26 protein-coding genes are annotated in these 24,094 nt (G+C 47.0%); 15 read left to right on the top strand and 11 right to left on the bottom strand.

Annotated features, from left to right (window positions below; genetic code table 11):
• Nucleotides 1–6 precede the first annotated feature (6 nt).
• From TRQ2_RS03805 to TRQ2_RS03795, 3 genes are read left to right on the top strand one after another with little or no spacing between them, the layout of a single operon-like run.
• Nucleotides 7–909, top strand: coding sequence for an ABC transporter substrate-binding protein (locus TRQ2_RS03805; RefSeq protein ID WP_012310722.1), 903 nt, complete (start codon nucleotides 7–9; stop codon nucleotides 907–909).
• Nucleotides 906–1,637, top strand: a complete 732-nt coding sequence (locus tag TRQ2_RS03800) for an ABC transporter permease (RefSeq protein ID WP_012310721.1) — start codon at nucleotides 906–908, stop codon at nucleotides 1,635–1,637. Before TRQ2_RS03805 ends, TRQ2_RS03800 begins: the two co-directional genes overlap by 4 nt.
• A complete protein-coding gene (locus TRQ2_RS03795) occupies nucleotides 1,622–2,314 on the top strand; it encodes an ABC transporter ATP-binding protein (protein WP_012310720.1) in 693 nt (230 codons plus the stop codon). Before TRQ2_RS03800 ends, TRQ2_RS03795 begins: the two co-directional genes overlap by 16 nt.
• Here TRQ2_RS03795 and recG read toward each other — a convergent pair.
• From recG to pfkA, 5 genes are all read right to left on the bottom strand, one after another.
• Nucleotides 2,298–4,589: an ATP-dependent DNA helicase RecG gene (recG, locus tag TRQ2_RS03790; RefSeq protein WP_012310719.1), complete on the bottom strand. Its 2,292-nt coding sequence runs from the start codon at nucleotides 4,587–4,589 to the stop codon at nucleotides 2,298–2,300. The two genes, TRQ2_RS03795 and recG, sit on opposite strands and share 17 nt — an antisense overlap.
• A gap of 98 nt (nucleotides 4,590–4,687) precedes the next feature.
• Nucleotides 4,688–5,200, bottom strand: coding sequence for a hypoxanthine phosphoribosyltransferase (gene hpt / locus TRQ2_RS03785; protein WP_012310718.1), 513 nt, complete (start codon nucleotides 5,198–5,200; stop codon nucleotides 4,688–4,690).
• Nucleotides 5,200–5,826: an MBL fold metallo-hydrolase gene (locus TRQ2_RS03780; RefSeq protein WP_012310717.1), complete on the bottom strand. Its 627-nt coding sequence runs from the start codon at nucleotides 5,824–5,826 to the stop codon at nucleotides 5,200–5,202. Before TRQ2_RS03780 ends, hpt begins: the two co-directional genes overlap by 1 nt.
• 12 nt (nucleotides 5,827–5,838) lie before the next feature.
• Nucleotides 5,839–7,239, bottom strand: a complete 1,401-nt coding sequence (gene pyk, locus TRQ2_RS03775) for a pyruvate kinase (protein ID WP_012310716.1) — start codon at nucleotides 7,237–7,239, stop codon at nucleotides 5,839–5,841.
• 13 nt (nucleotides 7,240–7,252) lie between these two features.
• Nucleotides 7,253–8,212, bottom strand: coding sequence for a 6-phosphofructokinase (gene pfkA / locus TRQ2_RS03770; protein ID WP_012310715.1), 960 nt, complete (start codon nucleotides 8,210–8,212; stop codon nucleotides 7,253–7,255).
• Between the two features lie 155 nt (nucleotides 8,213–8,367).
• Between pfkA and TRQ2_RS03765 the strand changes: the two genes are divergently transcribed.
• The 8 genes from TRQ2_RS03765 to glyS are packed head-to-tail and all read left to right on the top strand — an operon-like array spanning nucleotide 8,368 to nucleotide 16,053.
• Entirely contained in the window at nucleotides 8,368–8,577 is a 210-nt protein-coding gene (locus tag TRQ2_RS03765) for a putative signal transducing protein (RefSeq protein WP_008193898.1), read from the top strand.
• The gene (gene gcvT, locus TRQ2_RS03760; RefSeq protein WP_012310714.1) at nucleotides 8,574–9,668 is read left to right on the top strand and encodes a glycine cleavage system aminomethyltransferase GcvT; all 1,095 of its coding nucleotides are present in this window, start codon (nucleotides 8,574–8,576) and stop codon (nucleotides 9,666–9,668) included. The genes TRQ2_RS03765 and gcvT overlap by 4 nt, the downstream gene beginning before the upstream one ends.
• Entirely contained in the window at nucleotides 9,665–10,039 is a 375-nt protein-coding gene (gene gcvH / locus TRQ2_RS03755) for a glycine cleavage system protein GcvH (RefSeq protein WP_148202910.1), read from the top strand. Before gcvT ends, gcvH begins: the two co-directional genes overlap by 4 nt.
• A gap of 28 nt (nucleotides 10,040–10,067) precedes the next feature.
• Nucleotides 10,068–11,381, top strand: a complete 1,314-nt coding sequence (gene gcvPA / locus TRQ2_RS03750) for an aminomethyl-transferring glycine dehydrogenase subunit GcvPA (RefSeq protein ID WP_012310712.1) — start codon at nucleotides 10,068–10,070, stop codon at nucleotides 11,379–11,381.
• Nucleotides 11,378–12,802, top strand: a complete 1,425-nt coding sequence (gcvPB, locus tag TRQ2_RS03745; RefSeq protein ID WP_012310711.1) for an aminomethyl-transferring glycine dehydrogenase subunit GcvPB — start codon at nucleotides 11,378–11,380, stop codon at nucleotides 12,800–12,802. Before gcvPA ends, gcvPB begins: the two co-directional genes overlap by 4 nt.
• A gap of 1 nt (nucleotide 12,803) precedes the next feature.
• The gene (locus tag TRQ2_RS03740) at nucleotides 12,804–13,190 is read left to right on the top strand and encodes a RidA family protein (RefSeq protein WP_012310710.1); all 387 of its coding nucleotides are present in this window, start codon (nucleotides 12,804–12,806) and stop codon (nucleotides 13,188–13,190) included.
• A 3-nt stretch (nucleotides 13,191–13,193) separates the two neighbouring features.
• Nucleotides 13,194–14,054 carry a glycine--tRNA ligase subunit alpha gene (locus TRQ2_RS03735; RefSeq protein WP_012310709.1) on the top strand — a complete coding sequence of 287 codons (861 nt, stop codon included), beginning with the start codon at nucleotides 13,194–13,196 and terminating at the stop codon, nucleotides 14,052–14,054.
• On the top strand, nucleotides 14,035–16,053 hold the full coding sequence (gene glyS, locus TRQ2_RS03730; RefSeq protein ID WP_012310708.1) for a glycine--tRNA ligase subunit beta: 2,019 nt from the start codon (nucleotides 14,035–14,037) through the stop codon (nucleotides 16,051–16,053). Before TRQ2_RS03735 ends, glyS begins: the two co-directional genes overlap by 20 nt.
• On the opposite strand, the gene fliI is transcribed toward glyS, so the two are convergent.
• Genes fliI through fliF form a run of 5 tightly spaced genes read right to left on the bottom strand, consistent with a single transcriptional unit; the run spans nucleotide 16,030 to nucleotide 20,629 of the window.
• Nucleotides 16,030–17,346 (bottom strand): flagellar protein export ATPase FliI, encoded by a 1,317-nt coding sequence (gene fliI, locus TRQ2_RS03725; protein ID WP_012310707.1) that lies wholly within the window; start codon nucleotides 17,344–17,346, stop codon nucleotides 16,030–16,032. The two genes, glyS and fliI, sit on opposite strands and share 24 nt — an antisense overlap.
• Nucleotides 17,306–17,512 (bottom strand): FliH/SctL family protein, encoded by a 207-nt coding sequence (locus tag TRQ2_RS09955; RefSeq protein WP_238514465.1) that lies wholly within the window; start codon nucleotides 17,510–17,512, stop codon nucleotides 17,306–17,308. Before TRQ2_RS09955 ends, fliI begins: the two co-directional genes overlap by 41 nt.
• Nucleotides 17,487–18,017, bottom strand: coding sequence for a flagellar export protein FliJ (locus TRQ2_RS03720; RefSeq protein WP_238514464.1), 531 nt, complete (start codon nucleotides 18,015–18,017; stop codon nucleotides 17,487–17,489). Before TRQ2_RS03720 ends, TRQ2_RS09955 begins: the two co-directional genes overlap by 26 nt.
• A 1-nt stretch (nucleotide 18,018) precedes the next feature.
• Complete coding sequence (gene fliG, locus TRQ2_RS03715; protein ID WP_012310706.1) at nucleotides 18,019–19,026, bottom strand: flagellar motor switch protein FliG; 1,008 nt, start codon at nucleotides 19,024–19,026, stop codon at nucleotides 18,019–18,021.
• Between the two features lie 4 nt (nucleotides 19,027–19,030).
• Nucleotides 19,031–20,629: a flagellar basal-body MS-ring/collar protein FliF gene (gene fliF, locus TRQ2_RS03710; RefSeq protein ID WP_012310705.1), complete on the bottom strand. Its 1,599-nt coding sequence runs from the start codon at nucleotides 20,627–20,629 to the stop codon at nucleotides 19,031–19,033.
• Nucleotides 20,630–20,678: 49 nt separating this feature from the next.
• On the opposite strand from fliF, the gene ecfA2 reads away from it, so the two are divergent.
• On the top strand, nucleotides 20,679–21,479 hold the full coding sequence (gene ecfA2 / locus TRQ2_RS03705; RefSeq protein WP_038033346.1) for an energy-coupling factor ABC transporter ATP-binding protein EcfA2: 801 nt from the start codon (nucleotides 20,679–20,681) through the stop codon (nucleotides 21,477–21,479).
• A complete protein-coding gene (locus TRQ2_RS03700; protein ID WP_011943305.1) occupies nucleotides 21,476–21,709 on the top strand; it encodes an RNA-binding S4 domain-containing protein in 234 nt (77 codons plus the stop codon). Before ecfA2 ends, TRQ2_RS03700 begins: the two co-directional genes overlap by 4 nt.
• Here the strand turns inward: TRQ2_RS03700 and TRQ2_RS03695 are convergent.
• Nucleotides 21,678–22,373 (bottom strand): biotin--[acetyl-CoA-carboxylase] ligase, encoded by a 696-nt coding sequence (locus TRQ2_RS03695; RefSeq protein WP_011943304.1) that lies wholly within the window; start codon nucleotides 22,371–22,373, stop codon nucleotides 21,678–21,680. The two genes, TRQ2_RS03700 and TRQ2_RS03695, sit on opposite strands and share 32 nt — an antisense overlap.
• A 52-nt stretch (nucleotides 22,374–22,425) precedes the next feature.
• Between TRQ2_RS03695 and TRQ2_RS03690 the strand changes: the two genes are divergently transcribed.
• A complete protein-coding gene (locus TRQ2_RS03690; protein ID WP_011943303.1) occupies nucleotides 22,426–23,364 on the top strand; it encodes a pyridoxal-phosphate dependent enzyme in 939 nt (312 codons plus the stop codon).
• Nucleotides 23,364–24,038 carry a DUF554 domain-containing protein gene (locus TRQ2_RS03685; RefSeq protein ID WP_011943302.1) on the top strand — a complete coding sequence of 225 codons (675 nt, stop codon included), beginning with the start codon at nucleotides 23,364–23,366 and terminating at the stop codon, nucleotides 24,036–24,038. Before TRQ2_RS03690 ends, TRQ2_RS03685 begins: the two co-directional genes overlap by 1 nt.
• The last annotated feature ends 56 nt before the right edge of the window (nucleotides 24,039–24,094 follow it).

Genomic DNA, 24,094 nt, shown 5'->3' with positions numbered 1-24,094 from the left:
GATTAGATGAAGAAAGTAACGATCGTGGTTTTGCTCCTGACGATATCCATTCTTTTCGGAGAAACACTTTTGAATCCATTCGGGCCCGCGTTGATTCCTGTTGTTCCTATCATGGACGGGAAGATACCGACGGATGTGAAGATCGAAATCTGGAAAAATCCAGAGGAAGCGGTTGCGAAGATAGTTTCAAAAGAGGTTGATTTCGCTGTCCTTCCCGTGACCGTTGGTGCGAATCTATACGGAAAGGGAGTAAGGATAAAACTCGTGGGTGTACACGAGTGGAAGGTGTTCTATCTTGTTGCATCCGATGATGCTACCTTTGATGGATGGGAGAGTCTTCGAGGGCAGGAAATTTACACACCTCACGGAAGAGGACAGACGGTGGATGTTCTGATGAGGTACTTTTTATCAAAAGCAGGACTCACTCCCGACAGAGATGTGAAGATACTCTACGCACCTCCCCAGGAAATAGTCGCACTCTTCAAATCTGGAAAGGTGAAGTACGCAGCTCTCCCCGAGCCATTCGTTTCCATGTGTCTTGACAGGGGAAAAGTGGTTCTCGATTTTCAGAAAGAGTGGGGAAAAGAACTGGGAGTACCCGGAAGGATTCCGATTGCCGGTCTGTTTGTGAGGGAAGGTGTGGACGAAGAAACCGTTGAAAAAGCAGAGAAGGCCCTCATAGATTCTATCAGGTGGATGAAAGAAAATCTCGATGAAACCGTTCAACTTTCTTCTGAAAAATTGGGTATTCCCGCAAAGATTCTGAAATCCTCACTGGAGAGAATAGAGTTCGAATATGTACCTGTTGAAAAATGCAGAGAGGAAGTCGAGACCTTTCTGAAAAAGCTGAACGAACTCTATCCCGAAGGGCTTGAAAAGGTACCAGACGAAGGATTCTACTGGAAATGAGAGCGGTTTTTGGAATACTTCTTGTTCTGATAGCGTGGTACCTTTTGCACTTTCTTTTCCCATCTTCTCTCATATTGCCGGGTCCTGTGGAAACCTTCGAAGTCTTCGTTAAAATGTTGAATCGTGAAACCTTCGAGGCCCTTTTGAGCACACTCTTGAAGGGCCTTGCTTCCACTCTCATCGTCATCGCTGTGGGACTTCCCGTTGGTTTCTTCATGGGTATCAGCGACAGGGTGTACGAATTTCTACGTCCTTTGGTCACGGTGGTGCAGGCGGTACCCGTTGTTTCCTGGCTTGTCGTCGTGATCTTTCTGTGGGGAATAGGCTGGCAGGGTCCTGTCGTCATCTCTTCCCTTTCCCTCATTCCAGTTGCCATTTTCACAACGGTTTCCGGGGTAAGAAGCGTGGACAGAAAGCTGTTGGAAGTGATGAAGGTCTACAGGGTGCCGCGGAGGATGATTTTGAAGGAGGTGTATCTTGGTTCGATCTGGCCCTTCGTTCTCTCGATTCTGGAGGTGTCTTCTGGAAACGTGTGGAAAGCGGTTGTTATGGGGGAGTACCTTTGCGGTGACAGTGGACTGGGAGTTCTGATATCCTGGGCACGGCAGTACGTGGACGTTCCTCGGGTGTACGCACTCACCATTTTCACAGTGGTTCTGGGGATATCTTTTGAAAGATCTGTGAAGGTTCTCGCAAGGAGAGTGTGGAAGAAGTGGAGGTTATCCTGAAGGTAGAAGGATTGAGGAAAGACTTCAACGGTGTTAAGGTGATAGAAAACTGGGGTTTTTCAGTTGGTAAGGGTGAGAGGGTGGCTCTTCTTGGGCCGTCTGGCTGTGGAAAAACAACCTTTTTGAGGATTGTATCAGGTCTTGAAGACTATCAGGGAAAGGTGAAGGTTTTCACGGATAAAATCGGATACGTGTTTCAGGAACCCAGGCTGATTCCGTGGAAAACGATAACGGAGAATTTGATGTTGATCAGAAGAGATCCAGACAGAATAGCATCCCTTCTTGAGAAAGTGGAGCTGAAAGGTTTTGAAAATCACTATCCATGGCAACTCAGCGAGGGAATGAAACAGAGGGTAAACTTTGTGAGGGCACTCCTTGTGGATCCTGATCTTCTCCTTCTCGACGAACCTTTCGACGCACTGGACTTGAAGACAAAGATGAAGGTGATGGATTTGCTGATTGATTTGTGGCAGAAGAGGAGGTTCTCCATCGTTTTTGTGACACACAACGTGAAGGAAGCTGTTTTTCTGTCGGAAAGGATCTTTCTCCTCTCGGGAAGGCCTTCAAAGATACTCGACGAAGTGAAGCTGAAAGAGAAAGCCATAGATTTCACTGATGAGAAATTGTTCAGGCTGGAAAAGATGGTGATCGAAAGGCTCCTCAGCCTACTTCGATGAGTTTTATCTCTTCCGGGAGTTCTATTCCTTCCACGTCGATTTCCTGAACGTCTTCTCTTGCCCACTCCAAGAGTTTCAGATCTCTGTATAGATCGGCCACTTTGAAGCCGCTCAAACCGTGCTGTTTCACACCGAAGAACTCTCCAGGGCCCCTCGTTTTCAGGTCGTACTCGGCTATTTTGAACCCATCTGTGTTGAGTGTGAAGAATCTCAGCCTCTCCATTGCCTCCTCTCCCACGTCTCCAACAACGAGGAAGCAGTAAGCCTCCTGACCTCCCCTTCCCACTCTTCCACGAAGCTGGTGGAGCTGGGCGAGGCCAAACCTCTCTGGGTTTTCTATCACCATCACGTTCGCTCTCGGAACGTCTATCCCGACTTCTATAACCGTTGTGGAAACGAGGATGTCGTATCTTCCTTCTGCGAATTCCAACATGACTCTGTCCTTTTCCTCCTGAGAAAGCCGTCCGTGCATGAGACCCAGTTTGAACTCCGGGAAGACTTCTTTCGAGAGGTATTCGTACATCTCCACAGCGGACTTCACGTTCAGTTTGTCCGACTCTTCGATGAGCGGATAAACGATGAAAGCCTGTCCTCCCTTCATCACTTCTTGCCTCACGAACTCGTAGATTTCGTTCACTCTATCCATCGGAACGAGCATGGTTTGCACTTCTTTCCTTCCAGGAGGCATCTCGTCTATCACTGTGACATCGAGGTCCCCGTAGAAGGCAAGGGCCATGCTTCTGGGAATGGGAGTGGCACTCATCACCAGTGTGTCCACCATTTTTCCCTTGTTCATGAGGGCTTCTCTTTGCTTCACACCGAAGCGGTGCTGTTCGTCGATTATGACCAGTCCCAGGTTCTTGAAATGAACGTCTTCCTGTATCAGTGCATGTGTTCCTATCACCACGTCTATCTGACCGTTCCTGAGGCCGGATTTTATTTTCTCCTTCTCTGAGGGCGTGGTTGCTCCTATGAGGAGTGCCACGTGGATGTTGAACTTCGAAAAACTCTCGACGGTTCTTCTGTAGTGCTGGATCGCGAGGATCGAGGTTGGCACCATGAAGGCCGTCTGGAAACCCGCTTCGTAGTTGTCGAGTATGGCAAGCTGTGCCACGACGGTCTTTCCAGAACCCACATCTCCTTGAAGAAGCCTGTTCATCGGTTTTTCAGAGATCATATCGTTTCTTATCTCCTGGTGAGCTCTTTTTTGAGCATTTGTCAGCTTGAAGGGAAGGGACTTTATAAACTCCTCTGCGAGTTTTCCTTCTATTTTCTTTGGAATCCCTCCGTGCTTTTCCCGCTCTTTTCTGATCTTCTGGAAAGCCAACTGAAGTACGAAGAGTTCTTCGTAAGCCAGTCTCTCTCGGGCCTTTTCGAGGTGATAGAAGGTTTTGGGAAAGTGCATGCCGTAGTACGCGTCTTTCACACCAAGCAGTTTTCTCTTCTCAAGAATCCTTTCTGGAAGGGTTTCTTTCAACGAACAGCAGAGCGATGGGATGTTTTCCTCGAAGATCTTTCTCATTTGTTTTTGTGAAATTCCCGAGGTCAAACGGTATATGGGAAGTATCCTTCTTACGTATTCTCCCTCTTTCGGTGTTACCTCGGCGTTGTGAATTTCGTACTGGCCCGTGTACGCGTTCGATTTCACGGTGCCGGTCACGAAAACTTCTTTTCCAGTGAGCTGTTTCAGATAGGTCTGGAGGTATTCCTGGTTGAACCATTTCAAGGGGACGTGCACCAAACCGTCAGACAGAACGGCAGTCAAGATGTTCATGTTCTGGAATCTTTTTGTCTCAACGCTCACGATCTTTCCCTGGGTTGTCACCTTTTCACCTGGAAGAAGATCGTTCAGTTTGAAGATCTTCCTTCTGTCTTCGTAATCCCTTGGGAAAAACTCGAGGAGGTCTCTCAGCGTTTCTATTCCGAGTTTTTTTAGTTTCTTCTTTCTGTTGGGTCCCACTCCTTTTGCGTACTGGATATCCGTTGAGAGATCGACTTCTTCTCCAGAACATTCCAAATAGTCTATGAGAAACCAGCTTCTCAGCTTTTCTATCATTTCCAGAGATTTCTGGATTCTGTACCTTTTTCTTGCTTCCGGAAGGTTGGGAATTTCTTTCACGTAGTCAAGAAAAGCTTGAAGTTTCTCCTCGAGGTCTTTGTTTTCCAGTAAAGGATCATCCAGCTCCTTCAGGAGCTGGTGAATTCTCCGCGTGTTCACCTGATTCTTGAGCATTTTCTCGACTTCGTTGAGGAATTCTTCTAACAGTGTCGGCAACGCTTCACCCCACAAGAAAAGAGAGGATGTAAAGTATCTGGAACACAACGAAAGACACCATCATCAAAACGATGAGGGCGAAGACAAGCACGAACCCCTTATTCCACATAGCCTATGTAGGGAAGATTTCGGTATTTTTCATCGATGTCGAGTCCGTAACCGACCAGGAACTTATCGTCCACTCTGAATCCCACGAAATCCAAGGGAACTCCGTGATCGTGAACTGTTTTTTCTATGAGACTCACTATCCTGAAATCTCTTGGGTTGTATTTTTTCAGGTATCGAACTATGTACTGCAAGGTGAGGCCGGTGTCAACGATGTCTTCCACAAGGAGCACGTATTCATCGTGTATCGACTCATCGATCCAGGATTTCACTCTGATCCTTCCCGTTGAAGAGGTACCTTGATAGCTCGAGACATGAATGAAGGAGTATTTGACATTCAGTTTTCTTATGTTCAACATGAGGTCGCTGAAGAAGTGTATGGATCCCTTCAAGATGCATACAGCGTGTATGGTGTCTGTTTTACCCAGGTAGTACTCTTCTATTTCCCGTGCCAGTTCCTTGATTCTCTTCTTGAGAGTCTCTTCGTCTATCAGCACCTTTATCATCACTGCACCTCCATGACGACTACTTTTCTTTCTTTCGGCTTTTCAAAGAGCTCGAGGATGTTTCCCACACGTTCGTACGAATCGAAGAGTTTCAAAAAATCATCAACGGGCAGGAGATTGAATTTCAGGTACTTCGTCTTGTAGTGCATCGGAATGATGACTTTCGCATTCAGCAAATCCGCTACTTCCTTTGCCTCCTTCGGCCCAATGGTGTAAGTTCCACCGACGGGTACCAGCAGGACATCGACCTCACCTATTTCTTTTACCTGAGCAGGAGTAAGCACGTGTCCAAGGTCTCCCAGGTGGCATACTTTTATGCCTTCCCCTTCGAATACGAAGACGATGTTTTTGCCCCTTTCTCTTCCATGTAATGGATCGTGAAAGGTCTCCATACCTTTTATCCTTACACCGTTCACGGTGTAAGTACCGGGCTTGTCTATCACACGAAAGTTTCCCTTCACAAGATGATGTGCGTTGTGATCGAAATGCTGATGACTTTCCGTTACAACATCAGCGGTTACGTTTGGTATGGGATATCCCACACTCTCATCGAAAGGATCTGTAACGATCGTTTTCCCTTCCATCTCCAGGGCAAAACATGCGTGTCCAAACCAGGTGATCTTCATAGCGATCCCCCCTCAATCCACCTTCAACACCCTTATGGTGTTCGTCGTTCCCACCTTCCCTGGAACGCCGGAAGTGAGAACCACCAGATCCCCTTTTTCTGCTAAACCCATTTCTTCCACTTTCTTCAATCCTTTTTCGATGAACTCCAGCTCCTGAGAGCACTTTTCGGCGAGAACGGGTATCACCTTCCTCACGAGAGAAAGTCTGTAGTAAGTTCTCTCTTCTGGTGTCAGAGCCACGATAGGTTGAGAAACGTTGTACTTTGAAACACGAACAGCGGTACTCCCGGATATGGTAGGTGTGATGATCAGCTTCGCGTTTAGAGATTCAGAGAGCTGCCAGCAGGCGTGTGATATAGCCTCAGATATGTCGCTGGTATCGTATTCTATCGTTCTGAAGAATTCCAGTTTCTTCTCGGCTTCTTTTGCTACTTTACTCAGCACCTTTATGGCTTCAAGGGGATGTTTTCCAACCGCTGTTTCCGCTGTGAGGAGCAGGGCGTCCGCTCCATCGAAGATGGCGTTGGCTATGTCGGTGACCTCTGCCCTCGTGGGGAACGGATTTTCTATCATCGATTCGAGTATTTGAGTTGCGACTATAACTGGTTTGGAGTAGTACTTGGAGAGTTTGATGATTTCTTTTTGAACGATAGGAACTTCTTCTATGGGTATCTCCACTCCCAGGTCACCGCGTGCGACCATGATTCCATCGCTTACCTTTATTATCTCTTCGAGACGTTCCAGAGCCTTTTTCGTTTCTATTTTGGAGATTACAGGTATTTCCTTTCCGTGTTTTCTGATCTCTTCTTTTGCCTTGAGCACGTCCTCTGGTTTTCTCACGAAAGAGAGAGCGAAAAACTCAACGTCGTGCAACGTTCCGAGTTTTATGAATTCTCTGTCTCTGTCCGTTATGGATTCCACCGAAAGATCGGCCGTCGGTACGTTCACACCTCTCCTGTGTGTGATCTTTCCACCGACTTTCACCACTGTTTTCACTTCTGTATCGGTTGTTTCAATTACCTCAAGCACTATCTCTCCATCGCTCAGCAGAATGGTGTCTCCTTTCTTCACGTCCTTTGGAAGAGAGCTGAGATTCACCGAGACTATGTGTTCGTTTCCAAGTATTTCCTTTGTGGTGAGAGTGAAGATCTGGCCCTCTTTCAATTCCACAAACTCTTTTTCGAGGTATCCGGTTCTGATCTTCGGCCCCGCAAGATCGATCAGAATGGCTACGGGTTTTTTCTTTTTCTCTCTCAGATCTTTTATTTTGAGTATTTTCTGTTCCTGCTCGTTCCAGTCGCCGTGTGAGGTGTTTATTCTGAAGACGTTCACTCCAAGGTCTATCATCTTTTCTATCATTTCGTAGCTGTCTGTTCTTGGTCCGACTGTACATACGATCTTTGTACTTCGCACGATTTCACCCCGTTCATGAAAGCATATAGGCTATTTCGTAGAGTTTCTTGTCGATCGTTTTTTTCGTAGAGAGCGCTTCCATTATGGGGACTCTCACGAGCTTGTTCCCTTGGAGCGCTATCATCACGTCTACCTCTCCGTCCAGAAGAGCATCGACCGCTTCAACTCCCATACTCAGTGCCAGTCTTCTGTCGAAAGCCGTTGGAGAGCCACCTCTCTGTACGTGTCCGAGGATGGTAATCCTTGTTTCGTAGCCTATCCTGTATTCGAGGTGTCTTGCGACGGTATAAGCGCTCGCTGCACCTTCAGCGACTATGATTATGCTGTTGATCTTTCCTCTTCTCCTTTCTTCGAGAATTCTATCGGCGAGCTGTGAATAATCCACCGGAATCTCTGGTACGATGATGGCTTCTGCACCAGTCACCAGTCCTGCCATGAGGGCGATGTAGCCGGAATGCCTCCCCATGACTTCCACAATGAAGGCTCTCTCATGCGAGCTGGCGGTGTCCTTGAGCTTTTGAACAGCATCCATCACCGTGTTCAAACACGTGTCCACGCCTATGCACATGTCGGTCAACCCAATGTCGTTGTCTATGGTTGCTGGTATACCGACAACAGGTATTTTGTGTTCTTCGTAAAGAAGATGAGCGCCGGTGAGACTTCCTTCACCACCTATGACGACGAGTCCTTCTATACCATGTTTTTTTATCTGTTTCGCAGCGAGTTCTCTACCCTCTTCTGTCTTGAATTCCTCACATCTGGAAGTTCTCAGAATTGTTCCTCCCTTTTCTGTAATTCCTGCCACATCTTTGTACTCGAGTTTTACAAAATCGCCGTCGATGAGACCCGAGTAACCTCTTCTCACTCCGATCACTTCCAGTCCCTGCCTGACACCGTACCTGACCACGGCTCTCACAGCTGCGTTCATTCCAGGTGCGTCTCCGCCGCTTGTAAGTACTGCTATCTTCTTCAAGGCGATCAGCCTCCCCGTGAACTGTTTGTTCTCTTCAATGAGAGTTTAGCATATGCGTCAAAAGTGATAAAATGTACATGGGTTCCCTATGTCAATTTACCACTTCTTCGTGATGTTAACAAACCCTGAATCTTGGTGTAAGGAGGATTAAAATTTTGAGGTGGGAAACTTTAATTGAGGGAAGTGAACTGGAGGTAAAGATGATCGAAGATATATTGAAAGAAAACGAAATACCTTACGTAGTTGAAACGTGTGATGATGTTACACCGAGAGCGATTTTTGGTTCTTCAGCCCTCATGGTGATAAAGGTACCAGAGGAATTTTTAGAAGAAGCAAAGAGAATTCTGGAGGAGATGCGGGAATGAAGAGAACGCCTCTATTTGAAAAGCACGTTGAACTCGGTGCGAAAATGGTAGATTTCGCGGGGTGGGAGATGCCTCTTTATTACACATCCATATTCGAAGAAGTGATGGCAGTCAGAAAATCGGTGGGGATGTTCGATGTCTCTCACATGGGGGAATTTCTCGTTAAAGGGCCCGAAGCGGTTTCTTTTATTGACTTTCTTATAACGAACAACTTTTCTTCACTTCCGGATGGTAAAGCGCTTTACTCTGTCATGTGCAATGAAAACGGTGGAATCATCGATGATCTTGTTGTGTACAAGGTAAGTCCTGATGAGGCTCTCATGGTGGTAAACGCGGCAAACATTGAAAAGGACTTCAACTGGATAAAATCCCATTCGAAGAATTTCAATGTCGAAGTATCGAACATTTCAGATACGACCGCCCTCATAGCGTTCCAGGGCCCCAGGGCACAGGAGGCCCTCCAGGAGCTTGTTGAAGACAGTCTCGAGGAAATTGCCTATTATTCTTTCAAAAAGAGTATTGTAGCCGGTGTAGAGGCTATTGTCTCAAGAACGGGATACACGGGTGAGGACGGTTTCGAACTGATGATTGAAGCGAAGAATTCACCGAAAGTCTGGGATGCTTTGATGAATCTGCTCAGAAAAATCGACGGCAGACCAGCAGGTCTTGGGGCGAGAGACGTTTGCCGACTCGAGGCGACTTATTTGCTGTACGGTCAGGACATGGATGAGAACACGAATCCTTTCGAAGTGGGACTTTCTTGGGTTGTAAAACTGGACAAAGACTTCGTGGGGAAGGAAGCGCTGCTGAAAGCGAAGGAAAAAGTGGAAAGAAAACTTGTGGCGCTTGAGCTCTCTGGAAAAAGAATAGCAAGAAAAGGCTATGAAGTTTCAAAGAATGGAGAGAGAGTGGGAGAGATCACAAGTGGTAACTTCTCTCCAACTCTTGGGAAGTCGATAGCGCTGGCTCTCGTTTCAAAATCGGTGAAGATAGGAGACCAACTGGGAGTGGTGTTTCCTGGTGGAAAGCTTGTAGAAGCTCTGGTAGTAAAAAAACCATTTTACAGAGGCAGTGTGAGGAGGGAGGTTTGAAGATGAAAAAGTACACGAAAACTCACGAATGGGTGGTGGTTGAGGACAAAGTGGCAACGGTTGGGATCACGAATCACGCTCAGGAACAGCTCGGCGATGTGGTCTACGTGGATCTTCCTGAAGTCGGCAGAGAGGTGAAGAAAGGGGAAGTTGTGGCGAGTATAGAGTCTGTGAAAGCCGCAGCGGACGTGTACGCTCCTCTCAGTGGGAAGATCGTGGAAGTGAACGAGAAACTCGATACTGAACCTGAACTCATAAACAAGGATCCAGAAGGAGAAGGCTGGCTTTTCAAAATGGAAATATCCGATGAAGGCGAACTCGAAGATCTTCTGGATGAACAGGCTTATCAGGAATTCTGTGCTCAGGAGTAGTTTCTCATAGAAATCCGGAGGTGTCCTGATGAACTATCCTTACATTCCCCACACGGATGAAGACGTCCGTGCCATGTTGGACTTCATAGGGGTTTCTTCCATAGAAGAACTGTTTTCTTCGATTCCTGTTTCTGCCAGGTCGTCTCTGAATCTTCCAGAGTCCAGAGATGAGTTCGGTGTTTTCAAGCGGTTGAAAGAGATTTCTGAGATGAACACTTCTCTTGAAGACCACGCTGTTTTTCTCGGAGCTGGTGTTTATAAAAGGTACGTTCCCATGGTTGTTTACGATCTTGCGATGAAGCCCGATTTTCTCACTGCTTATACACCGTATCAGGCGGAGGTATCCCAGGGAACCCTCCAGGCTCTGTTTGAATACCAGACCATGGTATGCGAACTAACGGGAATGGAAGTGGCGAACGCGTCCATGTACGATGGAGCCACCGCTCTGGCAGAAGCGGCTTTGATGAGTTTTCGACTCACCGGAAAGGAAAAAGTGGTTGTGGCAAGGTCCGTTCATCCCGAGTACAGAGCAGTTTTGAGAACTTATCTCGAAAAAAGAGGTTTCACCGTGGTGGAAGCCGGATACGACGAAACGGGAAGGGTCTTGTTAGAAGAGGTCGATGAGGAAACGGCAGCGATAGCCGTTCAGTATCCCAATTTCTTTGGAGTCATAGAAGATCTCGATTATGTCAGGAGCCGATCGGGTAACGCTCTGCTGATAGTGGTTGTAGAACCAGTTTCACTCGCTCTTCTGGAACCTCCAGGAAGCTACGGGGCAGACATCGTGGTTGGTGAGGGCCAGTCGCTGGGACTTCCCATGTGGTTCGGAGGATATTCCCTTGGAATCTTTGCCACAAGAGAGAAGTACGTGAGGCAGATGCCAGGGAGATTGATTGGACAGACCGTGGATCAAGCCGGTAACACAGCCTACACCATGATCCTTCAGACCAGAGAACAGCACATAAGGCGCGCCAGAGCCACTTCGAACATATGTTCCAACCATGCCCACGCCGCTCTGATCGCGGCTGTTTACATGAGTGTGATGGGGCCTGACGGTCTGAGGGAGGTAGCCAGGCGTTCTTACAGCGCCGCTCATTACCTCCAGGAAAGACTGGAAGAAATGGGATTCAAACTGCGCTTTTCGGGAGAATTTTTCAACGAGTTCGTTTTCAACGTGCCGGAGGATTATCCTGAGCGGTGGAAGTGGATGATGGCGAAAAAGATCCTTGGGCCTTTGCCTCTGAAGGGTTTTTACCCGGAACTTGGAGACACAGCACTCGCGTGTGCCACAGAGGTGACTTCCAAAGAGGATATAGAAAAGCTCCTGGAGGCGATGAAATGACGATATTCGAGAGGTCCAAAAAGGGAAGAAAAGCATTCCGGCTTCCCGAGAGTGACATTCCAGAATATTCGCTTCCGGATCGATTTCTCAGGAGCACACCTCCGAAGCTTCCCGAGGTTAGCGAGCCTGATGTGGTGAGGCATTACACCGATCTTGCCAGAAAGAACTACTCTGTGGATCTCGGAATCTACCCCCTCGGTTCCTGCACCATGAAGTACAATCCCAAATTGAACGAAAAAGCTGCGAATCTCGAAGGATTCAGAGAGATACACCCGTATCAGCCCGTCGAAACTGTTCAGGGCAGTCTTCGGCTCATGTACGAGCTGAAAGAAATGCTGTGTGAGATAACGGGAATGGATGACATGACACTTCAGCCCGCTGCCGGAGCTCACGGGGAGCTCACAGGAATGCTGATAGTGAGAGAGTACTTTAAAAACAGAGGAGACACTGGGAGAAAGAAAGTTCTCGTACCGGATTCTGCACACGGTACTAATCCAGCATCCGCTTCGATGGTTGGTTTTGAGGTGGTGGAGATAAAGAGCAAAAACGGTATGGTGGATGTGGAGGATCTTAGAAAACTACTGGATGAAGAAGTGGCTGCGGTGATGCTCACAAATCCAAACACGCTTGGGCTCTTCGAAAAGGACATTCTGAAAATAGCGGAAATGACGCATGAGTGTGGTGCTCTTCTCTATTACGATGGTGCGAACCTCAACGCGATCATGGGTAAAGTGAGACCAGGAGACATGGGGTTCGACATCGTCCATTTGAACCTGCACAAGACGTTTTCCACTCCCCACGGAATGGGAGGACCTGGATCTGGACCAGTTGGTGTGAAAAAGCATCTGGTGGATTTTCTGCCCTTCCCCCAGGTAAAGAAGAACGGAGAACTTTACGAACTCTTCGTTCCTGAAAAGACCATAGGACGTGTGAGGAGTTTCTTTGGAAATTTCCCGGTTCTCGTAAAAGCGTACACGTACATTCTCACGATGGGAAGAGACGGCCTTGAAAGAGTGAGTGAAATGGCCGTTTTGAACGCGAACTACTTGAAGAAAAAAATAGAGAAGTTCTTGGAGATTCCATACAACGGGTTCTGCATGCATGAATTCGTGGCGAGCGCGGAGAAAGTGTTCAGGGAAACCGGTGTGAGAACACTGGATATTGCGAAGCGAATACTGGACTTCGGTGTGCATCCTCCCACAGTTTACTTTCCACTCATCGTTCCGGAAGCGCTCATGATAGAACCAACTGAGACTGAAAACAAAGAAACGCTGGATAAGTACGCCGAAATCCTTGAAAGAGTGGTAAAAGAAGCCTATGAGAATCCTGATGCTTTGAAAAACGCTCCTCACAACACACCGGTTCGAAGGGTCAACGAAGTGCTCGCTTCGAAGAAACCCGTGTTCAGGTGGAGGGGGTAGTATGAGGTACTTTGTCGAAACCGATAAGGCTCCAAAGGCCATAGGCCCGTACTCTCAGGCGGTCGTTGTCGGAAACATGATGTTCGTTTCGGGTCAAATTCCCATAGATCCAGAAACTGGTGATCTCGTTCAGGGTACCATAGAAGAAAAGACTGAAAGAGTTTTGGAAAATCTGAAAGCAATACTGGAGGCGGGCGGTTTCTCCCTGAAAGACGTCGTGAAGGTGACTGTGTTCACGACCAGTATGGGCTACTTCCAGAGAGTCAACGAGGTGTATTCCAGATACTTTGGAGACCACAGGCCCGCTAGGTCGTTTGTGGCGGTTGCTCAACTTCCGAGAAACGTAGAAATAGAAATAGAAGCGATCGCTGTGAAGGAAGGGGAGTGAAGGATGTATCTTCAGGATGTGATAATGAAACTGAACGATTTCTGGGCGTCTAAAGGTTGTCTTCTGGAACAACCTTATGATATGGAGGTTGGCGCCGGGACGTTTCATCCCGCCACGTTCTTTGGAAGTCTGAGAAAAGGTCCATGGAAAGTAGCCTACGTTCAGCCGAGCAGAAGGCCAACCGATGGTAGATATGGAGAGAATCCCAACAGATTGCAGAGGTACTTCCAGTACCAAGTGATCATAAAGCCCTCCCCTGAAAACTCTCAAGAACTGTACCTTGAGTCCTTGGAGTACCTCGGTATAAACCTGAAGGAACACGACATCAGATTTGTAGAGGACAACTGGGAGTCTCCCACCCTCGGAGCGTGGGGCGTTGGCTGGGAAGTGTGGCTGGACGGCATGGAGATAACTCAGTTCACATATTTCCAGCAGATTGGTGGAATTTCCCTGAAGGACATTCCTCTCGAGATAACCTACGGTCTGGAAAGGATCGCCATGTATCTTCAGGGAGTCGATAACGTCTACGAGGTGCAGTGGAACGAGAACGTGAAATACGGTGATGTGTTCCTTGAAAACGAAAGAGAATTTTCGGTTTTCAACTTCGAAGAAGCCAACGTAGGACTCCTTTTCAGGCATTTCGATGAATACGAGAAGGAGTTTTACAGACTTGTGGAAAAAAATCTTTACCTTCCCGCTTACGATTACATTTTGAAATGTTCTCACACGTTCAATCTTCTCGATGCGCGCGGAGCGATAAGTGTGTCTCAGCGACAAACCTACGTGAAACGTATTCAGGCGATGGCAAGAAAGGTTGCGAGAGTTTTTCTGGAGGTGCAGGCTAATGAGAACAGCCCTGCTTGAGGTGGGACTCGAAGAACTTCCCGCGAGCGAATTCCACAGTATTCTGAGGCAGCTCGAGGAAAAATCGGCTGAGCTTCTCAAAGCGTACAGAATTTCTTCCGGATCTGTTGAAGTCTTCGTTGGAAGCAGACGTTTTGGTGTGATTCTCAATAATCTTCCGGAGAGACAGGAGGATTTTACCGAAGAGAAGAAAGGTCCTCCACTGAACATTGCTTACGATGAAAACGGAAAACCAACCAGAGCTCTTGAGGGGTTTTTGAGGAACAACAACGCTTCCTTGGAGAACGTGGTTCACAGGGAGGGGTACGTCTATTTATCGCGAGTTGTTGAAGGAAAGCCTGTCGAAGAAGTTCTCCCAGATCTGTTCAGAGATCTCGTTTTGGGTTTGAATTTTAGAAAACCCATGAGGTGGGGTTCCGGTGAACACGAATACGTCAGACCTGTTCACTGGATTGTGGCGATGGTTGATGGAAGAGTTCTTGACCTAGAAATCTTCGGTCTTAGATCGTCCAGAATCTCTTACGGCAAAAGGTATCACGCTGGATCGATCGAAATTCCCGATCCGGAAAGGTACTACGAATCTCTCAAAAAAGGATTCGTGATTTCTTCCCACCTGGAGAGAAAAAAATTCGTCCTCGAACAGATCGATGAATTTGAAAAAAGAAGTGGTATGAAGATTGAACGCGATGAAGAACTCATCGAAGAGATAGTGGCGATAACGGAGTATCCCAGGATCGTTGTTGGACAGTTCGATCGAAAATATCTTGAACTTCCAGAGGAGATCATAGTAACCGCCGTGAAACATCATCAACGCTCTTTTATAGCGCATAAAGAGACCCTGACGAACATCTTTGTGGCTTTTCAAGACGGTCCACAACCACCGGAGAACGTGGTTAAGGGATACGAGAGAGTCATAAACGCTCGATTGGAAGACGCGCGGTACTACTTCCAGAAGGATCTCGAGACTTCGCTGGAAAAGATGAATGAAAAGCTCAAAGAAATCGTTTTTCAGGAGAAACTCGGAACACTCTACGACAAGGTGGAAAGGATAAAGAAAATATCGCAGAGGCTCTGTGAAGATCTGAAACTTCCAGAGATGTTCACACAGAAGGTCCTGGAAGCCGCTTCTATATGCAAAGCAGACATCGCTTCGAAGGTGGTGTACGAGTTCCCGGAGCTACAAGGTGTTATGGGCAGGATCTATGCCCTGAGGGAGGGAATAAACGAAGAAATAGCAACGGCCATAGAAGATCATTACTCCGAAGAGCCACAGACAGTGATAGGTTCCATTCTTGGAATAGCGGATAGAATCGACACCATCGTGGGAAATTTCGCCATAGGCAACGTTCCCACGAGTTCTAAAGATCCGTATGGCCTGAAAAGTAAAGCTGACACAATCTTCAGGATCATAAGGAAGAACGAGTGGGATATTTCTCTGGAAGAGCTTCTCACTTTCGCTTCTTCACTGGTGAAGTACCATCTTTCTGAAGAACTGGAAACGTTCTTTGCAGGCAGGTTCTATCAGTTTCTGATCAACGAACTTGGAATATCCTTCGACGTGGCAAGAGCGGTGAATCACCTGTGGAAGAAGCCCCTTCGCGGGATCCTCTCTGCGGAAGCCCTCCAGGAGATATCTGAAAAACCCGAGTTTCAAGACCTGTTCGTTGGATTTGAGCGAGTCCACAACATAACGAAGAATCACGACTCCACCAAATTCGATGGAGCCCTCTTTGAGAAAGAAGAAGAGAAAAAGCTGATGAACAAGTTCTACGAAGTCAAAGAAAAAGTTTTGAAAGCTCTGGAGAGGTTGAACTACCGTGAGGCGCTTCAGTATCTGATCGAATTGAAACCCTACATAGACGAGTACTTCGACAATGTCTTTGTGATGGTGAAGAGGGACGACTTGAGAGTGAACAGGTTGAGCTTTCTGAAAAACATCGACGAACTCTTCATGATGGTAGGAGACATGACTTACTTAGTCAAGAGATCTCAGGTATAGATCCAGAAGTTTCTGAAGGGTTTCCTCGAATGAAGCTTTTTCAAAGACACCCTGTTTCAGAAAGGAATCGATCTCGTCTTTCATTTCCACAGCTTTGTCAACGAGTGGATTGGTCCCACTCTTGTAAGCACCGATTTCAATCAGATCTTTTGCGGATTCATAAGCCGACATCAGCGATCGGAGGCGGTTCGCCGCCTCTCTGTGTTCTTCGGTGACGATATCGTTCATCAATCGGCTCACACTTGCAAGAACGTCGACTGCTGGGTAGTGATTCGATTCGGCAAGTCTCCTCGAAAGAATTATGTGTCCATCTACGATGGATCTGACAGTGTCGGAAATGGGTTCGTTGAAATCGTCCGCTTCAACGAGCACGGTGTAAATCGCTGTTATGCTGCCTTTATCTGAGTTTCCTGCCCTTTCGAGTATTTTTGGAAGGCCGGCAAAGACACTTGGTGGATATCCCCTGGTGGTGGGAGGTTCTCCCACTGCGAGCCCCACTTCTCTCTGAGCCATGGCCCATCTGGTGAGAGAGTCCACCATCAGAAGGACATCGTATCCCAGATCTCTGAAGAATTCCGCTATACTGGTGGCGGTGAGGAGAGATTTCACTCTGGCAAGGGCAGGCTGATCGGATGTTGAGACCACCAGTATGGACCGCTTCAGTCCCTCTTCTCCGAGGTCCCTCTCTATGAATTCTCTGACCTCTCTTCCGCGCTCACCGATGAGAGCCAGCACGTTAATGTCCGCCGTCGTGTTTCGTGCGATCATTCCAAGAAGTGTGCTTTTTCCAACACCGCTACCCGCGAAAATTCCAATTCTCTGGCCTTTGCCCACTGTTATGAAGCCATCTATCGATCGTATGCCCACTGGTAGAGGATCTTTTATTCTTCGTCTTTTCAGAGGGTTTGGAGGGGTGTTGGTCAAAGGATATCTGTCTTCCGGAACGAAGGGCTTTCCGTCTATTGGACGACCCAGACCATCGAACACCCTTCCGATCATCTTTCTGCTGACACCAACTTCGAGTACTTTGTTGGTCCTGATGACTTCACAGCCCATCTTCAACCCGGAGACATCCTCGTAGGGCATGAGAATAACACTTTCTTCCCTGAAACCAACCACCTCTGCGAGTGCGTTCTTACCGTTCTGAAGTGAGATTTTACACATTTCTCCAAGAAAAGCGTCTGGACCTTTCGATTCCACAGTGAGTCCTACTACTCGTGTGACCCTTCCGTTGAATTTATTGAAATCTTCTTCAATCAACTTCTTTTTCAGTTCTTTCAGTATATCCTTCAAAACCTATCACCTCTTCGAAGATGTCCTCCACGAGTTCCCATTGATGAGAGAAAGTTTTGTCCAGGATTCCGAAATCTGTCTCGACAATGACGCCGCCTCTTTCTACATTGGGATCCGGTATCAAAGTTTCTTTGCTGATATCACTGAGATCCAGTTTTTTTTGCATCTTCTGGATTTATCCTGATCTTCACATTTTTGATGCCCACTAATTTTGATAAGGCGCTCCTCAACTTTCTTTCCACTACTGACTCGTCCATTTCCTTTTCGAGGATCTTCTTGAAGAGGATCCTGAGTATATCGAGAAGTTCTGGAAGTATCTCTTCTATTTTCAGGTTTATCTGTTTTTGGATCTCTTTTTTCAAACCGAGAATGTACTTCTGAAGATCGTTCCTCATCGTTTTTGCTTCTTCTAAGACTTTCTTCGCTTCGAGCTTTAAAGCTTCAGCCTCACTGGAGGCGCTTCTTAGGATTCCTTCCGCGTCTTTTCTGGCGCCTTCAATGATTTTTCTGGCCTCTTCCTGAGCTTCGGAGAGGATCTTTTCTCTAATTTCTTTGATCTTTTGGATTTCCTCTGCTGTGTTCTCTTTTGTTTTTTCTTCTTCCGCTTTTTCTTCTTTTTCTATTTTTCTCGGAAGGTCTATGTAGAACACATCATCCTTTCTGAGAAGCATACTACATGATCAGCTCCTCTCCTCCACCTCTTGCGATAACGATCTCGCCGGCCTCTTCCAGCCTTCTTATGATGTTTATTATCTTCTGCTGGGCTTCCTCCACATCTTTGAGTCTCACAGGACCCATGTATTCGAGTTCGTCTTTCAGTAGCGCAGCGGCTCTCTTTGACATGTTCTTGAATATCTTCTCTTTCAGCTCGTCGGAGGCTCCTTTCAAAGCGAGGGCCAGGTCCCTCGTGTCCACTTCCCTCAGCACAAGCTGTATCGATCTGTCGTCGAGCTTCAGAATGTCTTCGAAGACGAACATCCTTCTTCTTATCTCATCGGCCAGTTCGGGGGTCTCCTGAACCAGCTTGTCCATGATCTTCTTCTCAGTGGTTCTGTCCAGGCTGTTCATTATCTCTGCAGCTGTATCGATTCCACCTACCTTGCTGAACGTTCGGCTCACGAATCCAGAGATCTTTTTCTCCAGGTTCCTTTCTATCTCTTTAACAACTTCTGGAGAAGTGCGTTCGAGCAGGGCTATTCTCTTCAGAACTTCTGTCTGAAGCTCTTCGGGAAGCGCTCCAAGAATCTGAGCCGCGACAGGGGGATCAAGGTAACTCAGAACAACCGCTATAGTCTGCGGATGTTCGCTTTGGAGAAAGTTCACGAGCTGGACAGGATCTGTGTCTCTTACGAAGCTGAAAGGTTTGACCTGCAAGGAAGAGGTTAACCTTTCTATGATTTTTCTTGCTCTTTCAGGCCCGAATGCTTTTTCCAGAACTTTTTTTGCGTACTCTATACCACCTTCTGATATCATTTCTTTTGCTTTGGCGAGGCTCAGGAATTCTTCCAAAACCTGCTTTTTTTCCTCTGGAGAAACCCTTCCAATATTTGCGATTTCCACCACCAACTGTTCCACCGTTTCCTCATCAAGGTGTTTCATCACCTGGGCTGCTTTTTCGGGTCCAAGGGCCACCAGAAGGACTGCGGCCTTTCTTTTACCATCAGTCTTTTTCTCGGGCATATCCTCATCCCCTTTCAAAGAACCACAGTCGGACTATCTCGGCAATGTCGGAAGGTGAACGGGAAAAGATGTTCTCCAGCTCTTCTACAAGTTCGAGCAGTTCCTTTTCTTCTGGCGATACCTCTTCCTCCTTCAATTCTTCCTGGAGGATTTCTTTCACCTCTTCTTCCAGTTTTCTTCTCCGTTCTTCTGCGAGTCTTCTTGCCCTTATTCTTCTTATTTGAACGATCACAAGATAGATGAGTATGAACGTGAGAAATCCAAGCAGGGCTATTCCCACCGAGTACAGGATGAACCTTCTTCTCGTTTCAATCTGTTTCAACTCTTCCTGAAGAGCTCTTTCGATGGAGCGATCGAATGGCAAAAAGGCAACCGCGACGCTGAGAGAGGCGGAAGACGTTATGGAGCCCACCCCTTTTTCCACGAGATCGTTTATTACACTGCTCCAGTCACTGTTGTTTTGAAGAACAGAAGAAGAGGCATCGATTATGACGGCGACGGAAAGCGAGGAGATCTCCCCTTCGCGGTTCTGTATTATCTTCTGATACACTTCGTTCAATTCGTAGTTGGTGATGGTATGGGTTCGTTCGTAGGTACTCGTTCCTTCGGATGTGGCTGATGGATAGGTGAAAGGCGGTATGTTCGAATCCGTTCCCGCTGGTCCTCCGGTTGGAGAAAGGTTTTGGCTCTTCTCCACCTGCGTCTCCTGACTCCTCACCAGACCTTCTCTTCTGGCAGGTGCTTCGTACTTTTTCATCTCCGTTTCTATCTTGGACCAATTGATCGATATGTCGGGTATTACCTCCACCCTTCCAGGACCGAAGACACTTTCCAGTGCTTTCTTTATTTTGCTTTCGTAGTATTTTTCAAGCTGTTGCTTCAATTCCAGTTTGCTGGAGGCAAGGAAAGTTCCTTCGTCTGTTTCCAACATGTCGCTCAGCGATCTGGAGTAGTTATCCACTACCCTCACGTTCTCCGGTTTCAACCCTTCAACGGCTCCTGAGACGAGCTCAACGATTCCTCTCACCTGTTCGCGGGTGAGTTCTGCACCGGGCTCCAAGACCACGAGAACTGATGCTCGGGGTTCTGCCATCTCACCACGAACGTAATAGGTGTACTTCGGAAGGACCAGGTGAACTCTTGCATCTTTCACACCTTTTATCGTCATGATGCTTCTTTCGAGTTCCTCCTGTAAAGCGATCTGATATTTGACCTGCTTGTCGAAGCTCGTGGCTCCGAAAGAGTTTTCACTGAGTATCGAAAAACCTTTCCTTGAACTTCCAAGAACCCCTTCAGACGCCAGTTTCATTCTGAGTTCATAGACGTTGTAACTGTCAGGAACGTATATATCTCCCCCAGGGGATACTTTGTAAGGAATGTTCATCTCCTCGAGCTTCTGGATGATCACACCTGCCTCGTCTTCGTTGAGGCCAGCCACAAGGAGTCTGTAGTGAGGAACGGACGTTACAACGGCGAACAGAACGATCGTTATTACAAGGGCAATCCCTATTCCTCCCACGAGGAATTTCCTTTCCCGAGGCATGGAGCTCCACATGTCTACTATCTTTTTCCACAGGTCTCTCAATCGTTCAACAATGTTCATAGAGTCATTCACCTCTCGTTAAATTTTACCACGTGATATAATCTTCAACATGAGGATAGAAGTGGTCAACGTCTCTCACATCTTTCACAGGGGAACACCCTTGGAGAAAAAAGCACTCGAGAATGTAAGCCTTGTGATAAACGAAGGAGAATGTCTCCTTGTTGCTGGGAACACGGGATCTGGGAAGTCGACCCTTCTTCAAATTGTAGCAGGTTTGATAGAACCCACTTCAGGTGCCGTGCTTTACGACGGAGAAAGAAAGAAAGGTTACGAGATAAGAAGGAACATAGGAATCGCTTTCCAGTATCCCGAGGATCAGTTCTTCGCGGAGAAGGTTTTTGACGAAGTGGCTTTCGCCGTGAAAAACTTCTATCCAGATAGGGATCCTGTTCCCCTGGTGAAGAAAGCGATGGAGTTCGTGGGACTGGATTTCGACTCTTTCAAAGACAGAGTGCCGTTTTTCCTGTCCGGCGGTGAGAAGAGAAGAGTAGCGATCGCTTCTGTGATCGTTCACGAACCGGATATTCTCATCCTCGATGAGCCTTTAGTGGGGCTGGACCGGGAAGGGAAAACAGACCTTCTGAGAATTGTTGAGAAGTGGAAGACCCTTGGAAAGACGGTCATTCTCATTTCTCACGATATCGAAACAGTTATAAATCACGTGGATCGTGTGGTGGTACTCGAGAAGGGAAAGAAGGTCTTCGACGGGACCAGAATGGAATTCCTTGAAAAATACGACCCTCGCTTCTTCACGAGCAAGATGCTGGTTATGAGAAGATTAGTTTTGAAAGGAGAAGACCCCTTCTCAATGAGCGACGATGAGCTTTTGGAAAGGGTGTGCAATTCATGAGATTAGATTTGTTTCTCAAGATCTCGGTGGTGAAGAGAAGAACGATTGCCCAGAAACTGCTGAAGGGGCAGAGGGTCCTGGTGAACGGAAGACCCGCGAAAGCCTCGTACGAGGTAAAGGACGGAGACATCGTGGAGGTGTTCTTACCAACCAAGAAAATAACCCTAAGGGTTGTGGGAAACGGAGGCTACGAAGTCCTCAGTGAGGAGAGAGTGAGTAAACCTTTTTGATCTCTCCGTCGAAGTCTATTAACAGACTATCAGGGTTTATCTTTACGATCTTTCCTTTCTTTCCTTCCAGAGATATGATATCTCCTTCTTTCTGAAGAAGGTATCTTTTCCAGATCCTCGTCAGAGCTTCTTTTTTCTTTGAATACTTTCTGAAAATCACGCGTGCGTTCTTCAATATCGACTCTATGAGTTTCACAACGCTGATTTCTTTTCCCGTGATTTCCTTCAGACTGATCGCTCTTGTTTTCAACTCGGCTGGGATTTCGTTGTTCACGTTCATCCCCACTCCCACGACAACGGCGAGAGGTTTTGCACCTTCAAAAATTCCCTCTGAGAGAACTCCTGCGAGCTTTCTCCCGTTTATGTACACGTCGTTGGGCCACTTTATGTTCGCGTGTATTTTCATGTTTTCAAGAGTCTTCACAACCGCTACTGAGAACACCCTTGTGTAAAACGAAAGCTCCAGTGACTTTCTCGGTTTGAAAAGCACAGAGAACCATAGTCCACCCCTTGGAGAGTGCCAGTGTCTTCCGTTTCTTCCGTATCCTGAGGTCTGCTCCAACGCAACCACTACCGTGCCATCGGGATAGAAGCGGTAATTCTCTTTCAAGAAACGATTCGTGGAGTCTATGGATTCGAAAGAAATGATCTTTTCTCCTATCAATCTCTCTCCCTCCCGTGCTACAATTCTAACAAACAAAAAGAGGGGGAGACGAATGAGAATCGATCTTTCCCTTAAACCCACACCTGTTCAGTTTCTCAAAAGACTCTCGGAAGAATACGGGTTCAACATCTACGTTAAAAGAGACGATCTCACAGAGCTTGTGGGATCGGGCAACAAAATCAGAAAGCTGGAGTATCTTCTCTGGGAAGCTCTTAAAAAAGGAGCAACAACTGTCTTCACCTGTGGAGGTCTTCAGTCGAACCATGCCAGAGCAACGGCATACGTTTCGAGAAAACACGGTTTGAAACCTGTTCTCTTCCTCAGAAAAGGAGAGAAGGTTCTGAACGGAAATCTTCTCCTCGACATTCTCCTCGGTGCTGAAATAGTGGAAGTTTCCCAGGAAGAGTACGAACGCATCGATGAGATCTTCGATGTTCACAAAAAGATGAGAGAGAAGAAAGGTGAAAAGGTGTACGTGATACCCGAAGGGGGATCGAACTCCCTTGGGGCCTTTGGCTACTTCAATGCGGTGCTGGAGATGAAAGATCAATTGAACCTCGAATCTTTCGATGCTATCGTGTGTGCTGTTGGAAGTGGTGGAACCATAGCGGGTTTGTCAGCTGGAATTTCCTTTCTGGAATATCACGTACCTGTGGTGGGTGTGAACGTCACCACGAAAAACTCGGATTATTTTGTGGGGAAGGTGAAAAGAATAATTAGTGGTATGGAAGAGCATGGTCTGAAGATCAACGAAACTGTTTTCAAAGTGGTGGACGATTACAGAGGGCCGGGATATGCGATTCCGTCCAGTGAGGATGTGGAGATCTTGAAAGAAGTAGCTTCGATAGAAAGTATCATCCTCGATCCGGTCTACACGGCAAAAGCCTTCAGAGGAATGATCGAAATGTTCAGAAATTCAGGAAAGAACGTTCTTTTCATCCACACGGGGGGAATATTCGGTCTGTTCGCGCAGAGCGGGAGGTTGGTATAATGTTTCACTACGCTGTTCTTCTGAACGCACTTGGAGTTTTGATCGGTGCGTCCGTGGGTTTCCTGTTCAAAAGAAAGATTCCTCAGAGATTACACGACATCCTTTTCACGGTGATAGGACTCACCACAATGGGTATAGGTATCCGGATGGTCACGCAGGGTGATGATTTTTTGATGATTCTCCTCGCACTCGTTGCAGGCGGCATCATCGGAGAGTTGTTCAGAATAGAGGACAGAATAGAAGGTATTGGGAAGAAGTTCAGTAATTCTCAGGGGTTTGCGGAGAGTTTTCTCACTTCTTCGCTTCTCTTTCTGGTTGGTCCCATGACCATAGTGGGATCCATAAACATAGGACTCACGGGAAACGCGGATTTGATACTCGTGAAAACGGTGCTAGACACAGTGTCAGCCACAGTGCTCACGGCAACCTTAGGAACAGGGGTTTTTCTCTCGGCAGTTTCTGTGTTCCTCGTTCAGGGACTTCTCGTTGTTTTCGCAAAGAGTTTGACTTTTCTCACAGGTGATGCGTTTATCTCCGATTTTGTTGGCACAGGTGGTGTCATGATTCTGGGTCTTGGAATAAGGATTCTTAAACTGAAAGAGGTAAAGGTTGGGAACCTACTTCCGGCGCTGGTTTTGATTCCTATTTTTGACTGGTTGAAAAACCTTTTTTAAATGGCACAGAAAAAGTGGTATAATTTTTCGTGAATAATTGTGAAATTTTTGACGAG

It is taken from the genome of Thermotoga sp. RQ2 (assembly GCF_000019625.1).
Classification (GTDB): Bacteria; Thermotogota; Thermotogae; order Thermotogales; family Thermotogaceae; genus Thermotoga; species Thermotoga maritima.
The sequence above is the reverse complement of the archived record's forward strand: the minus strand, read 5'-3'. Positions and strand labels throughout refer to the sequence as shown.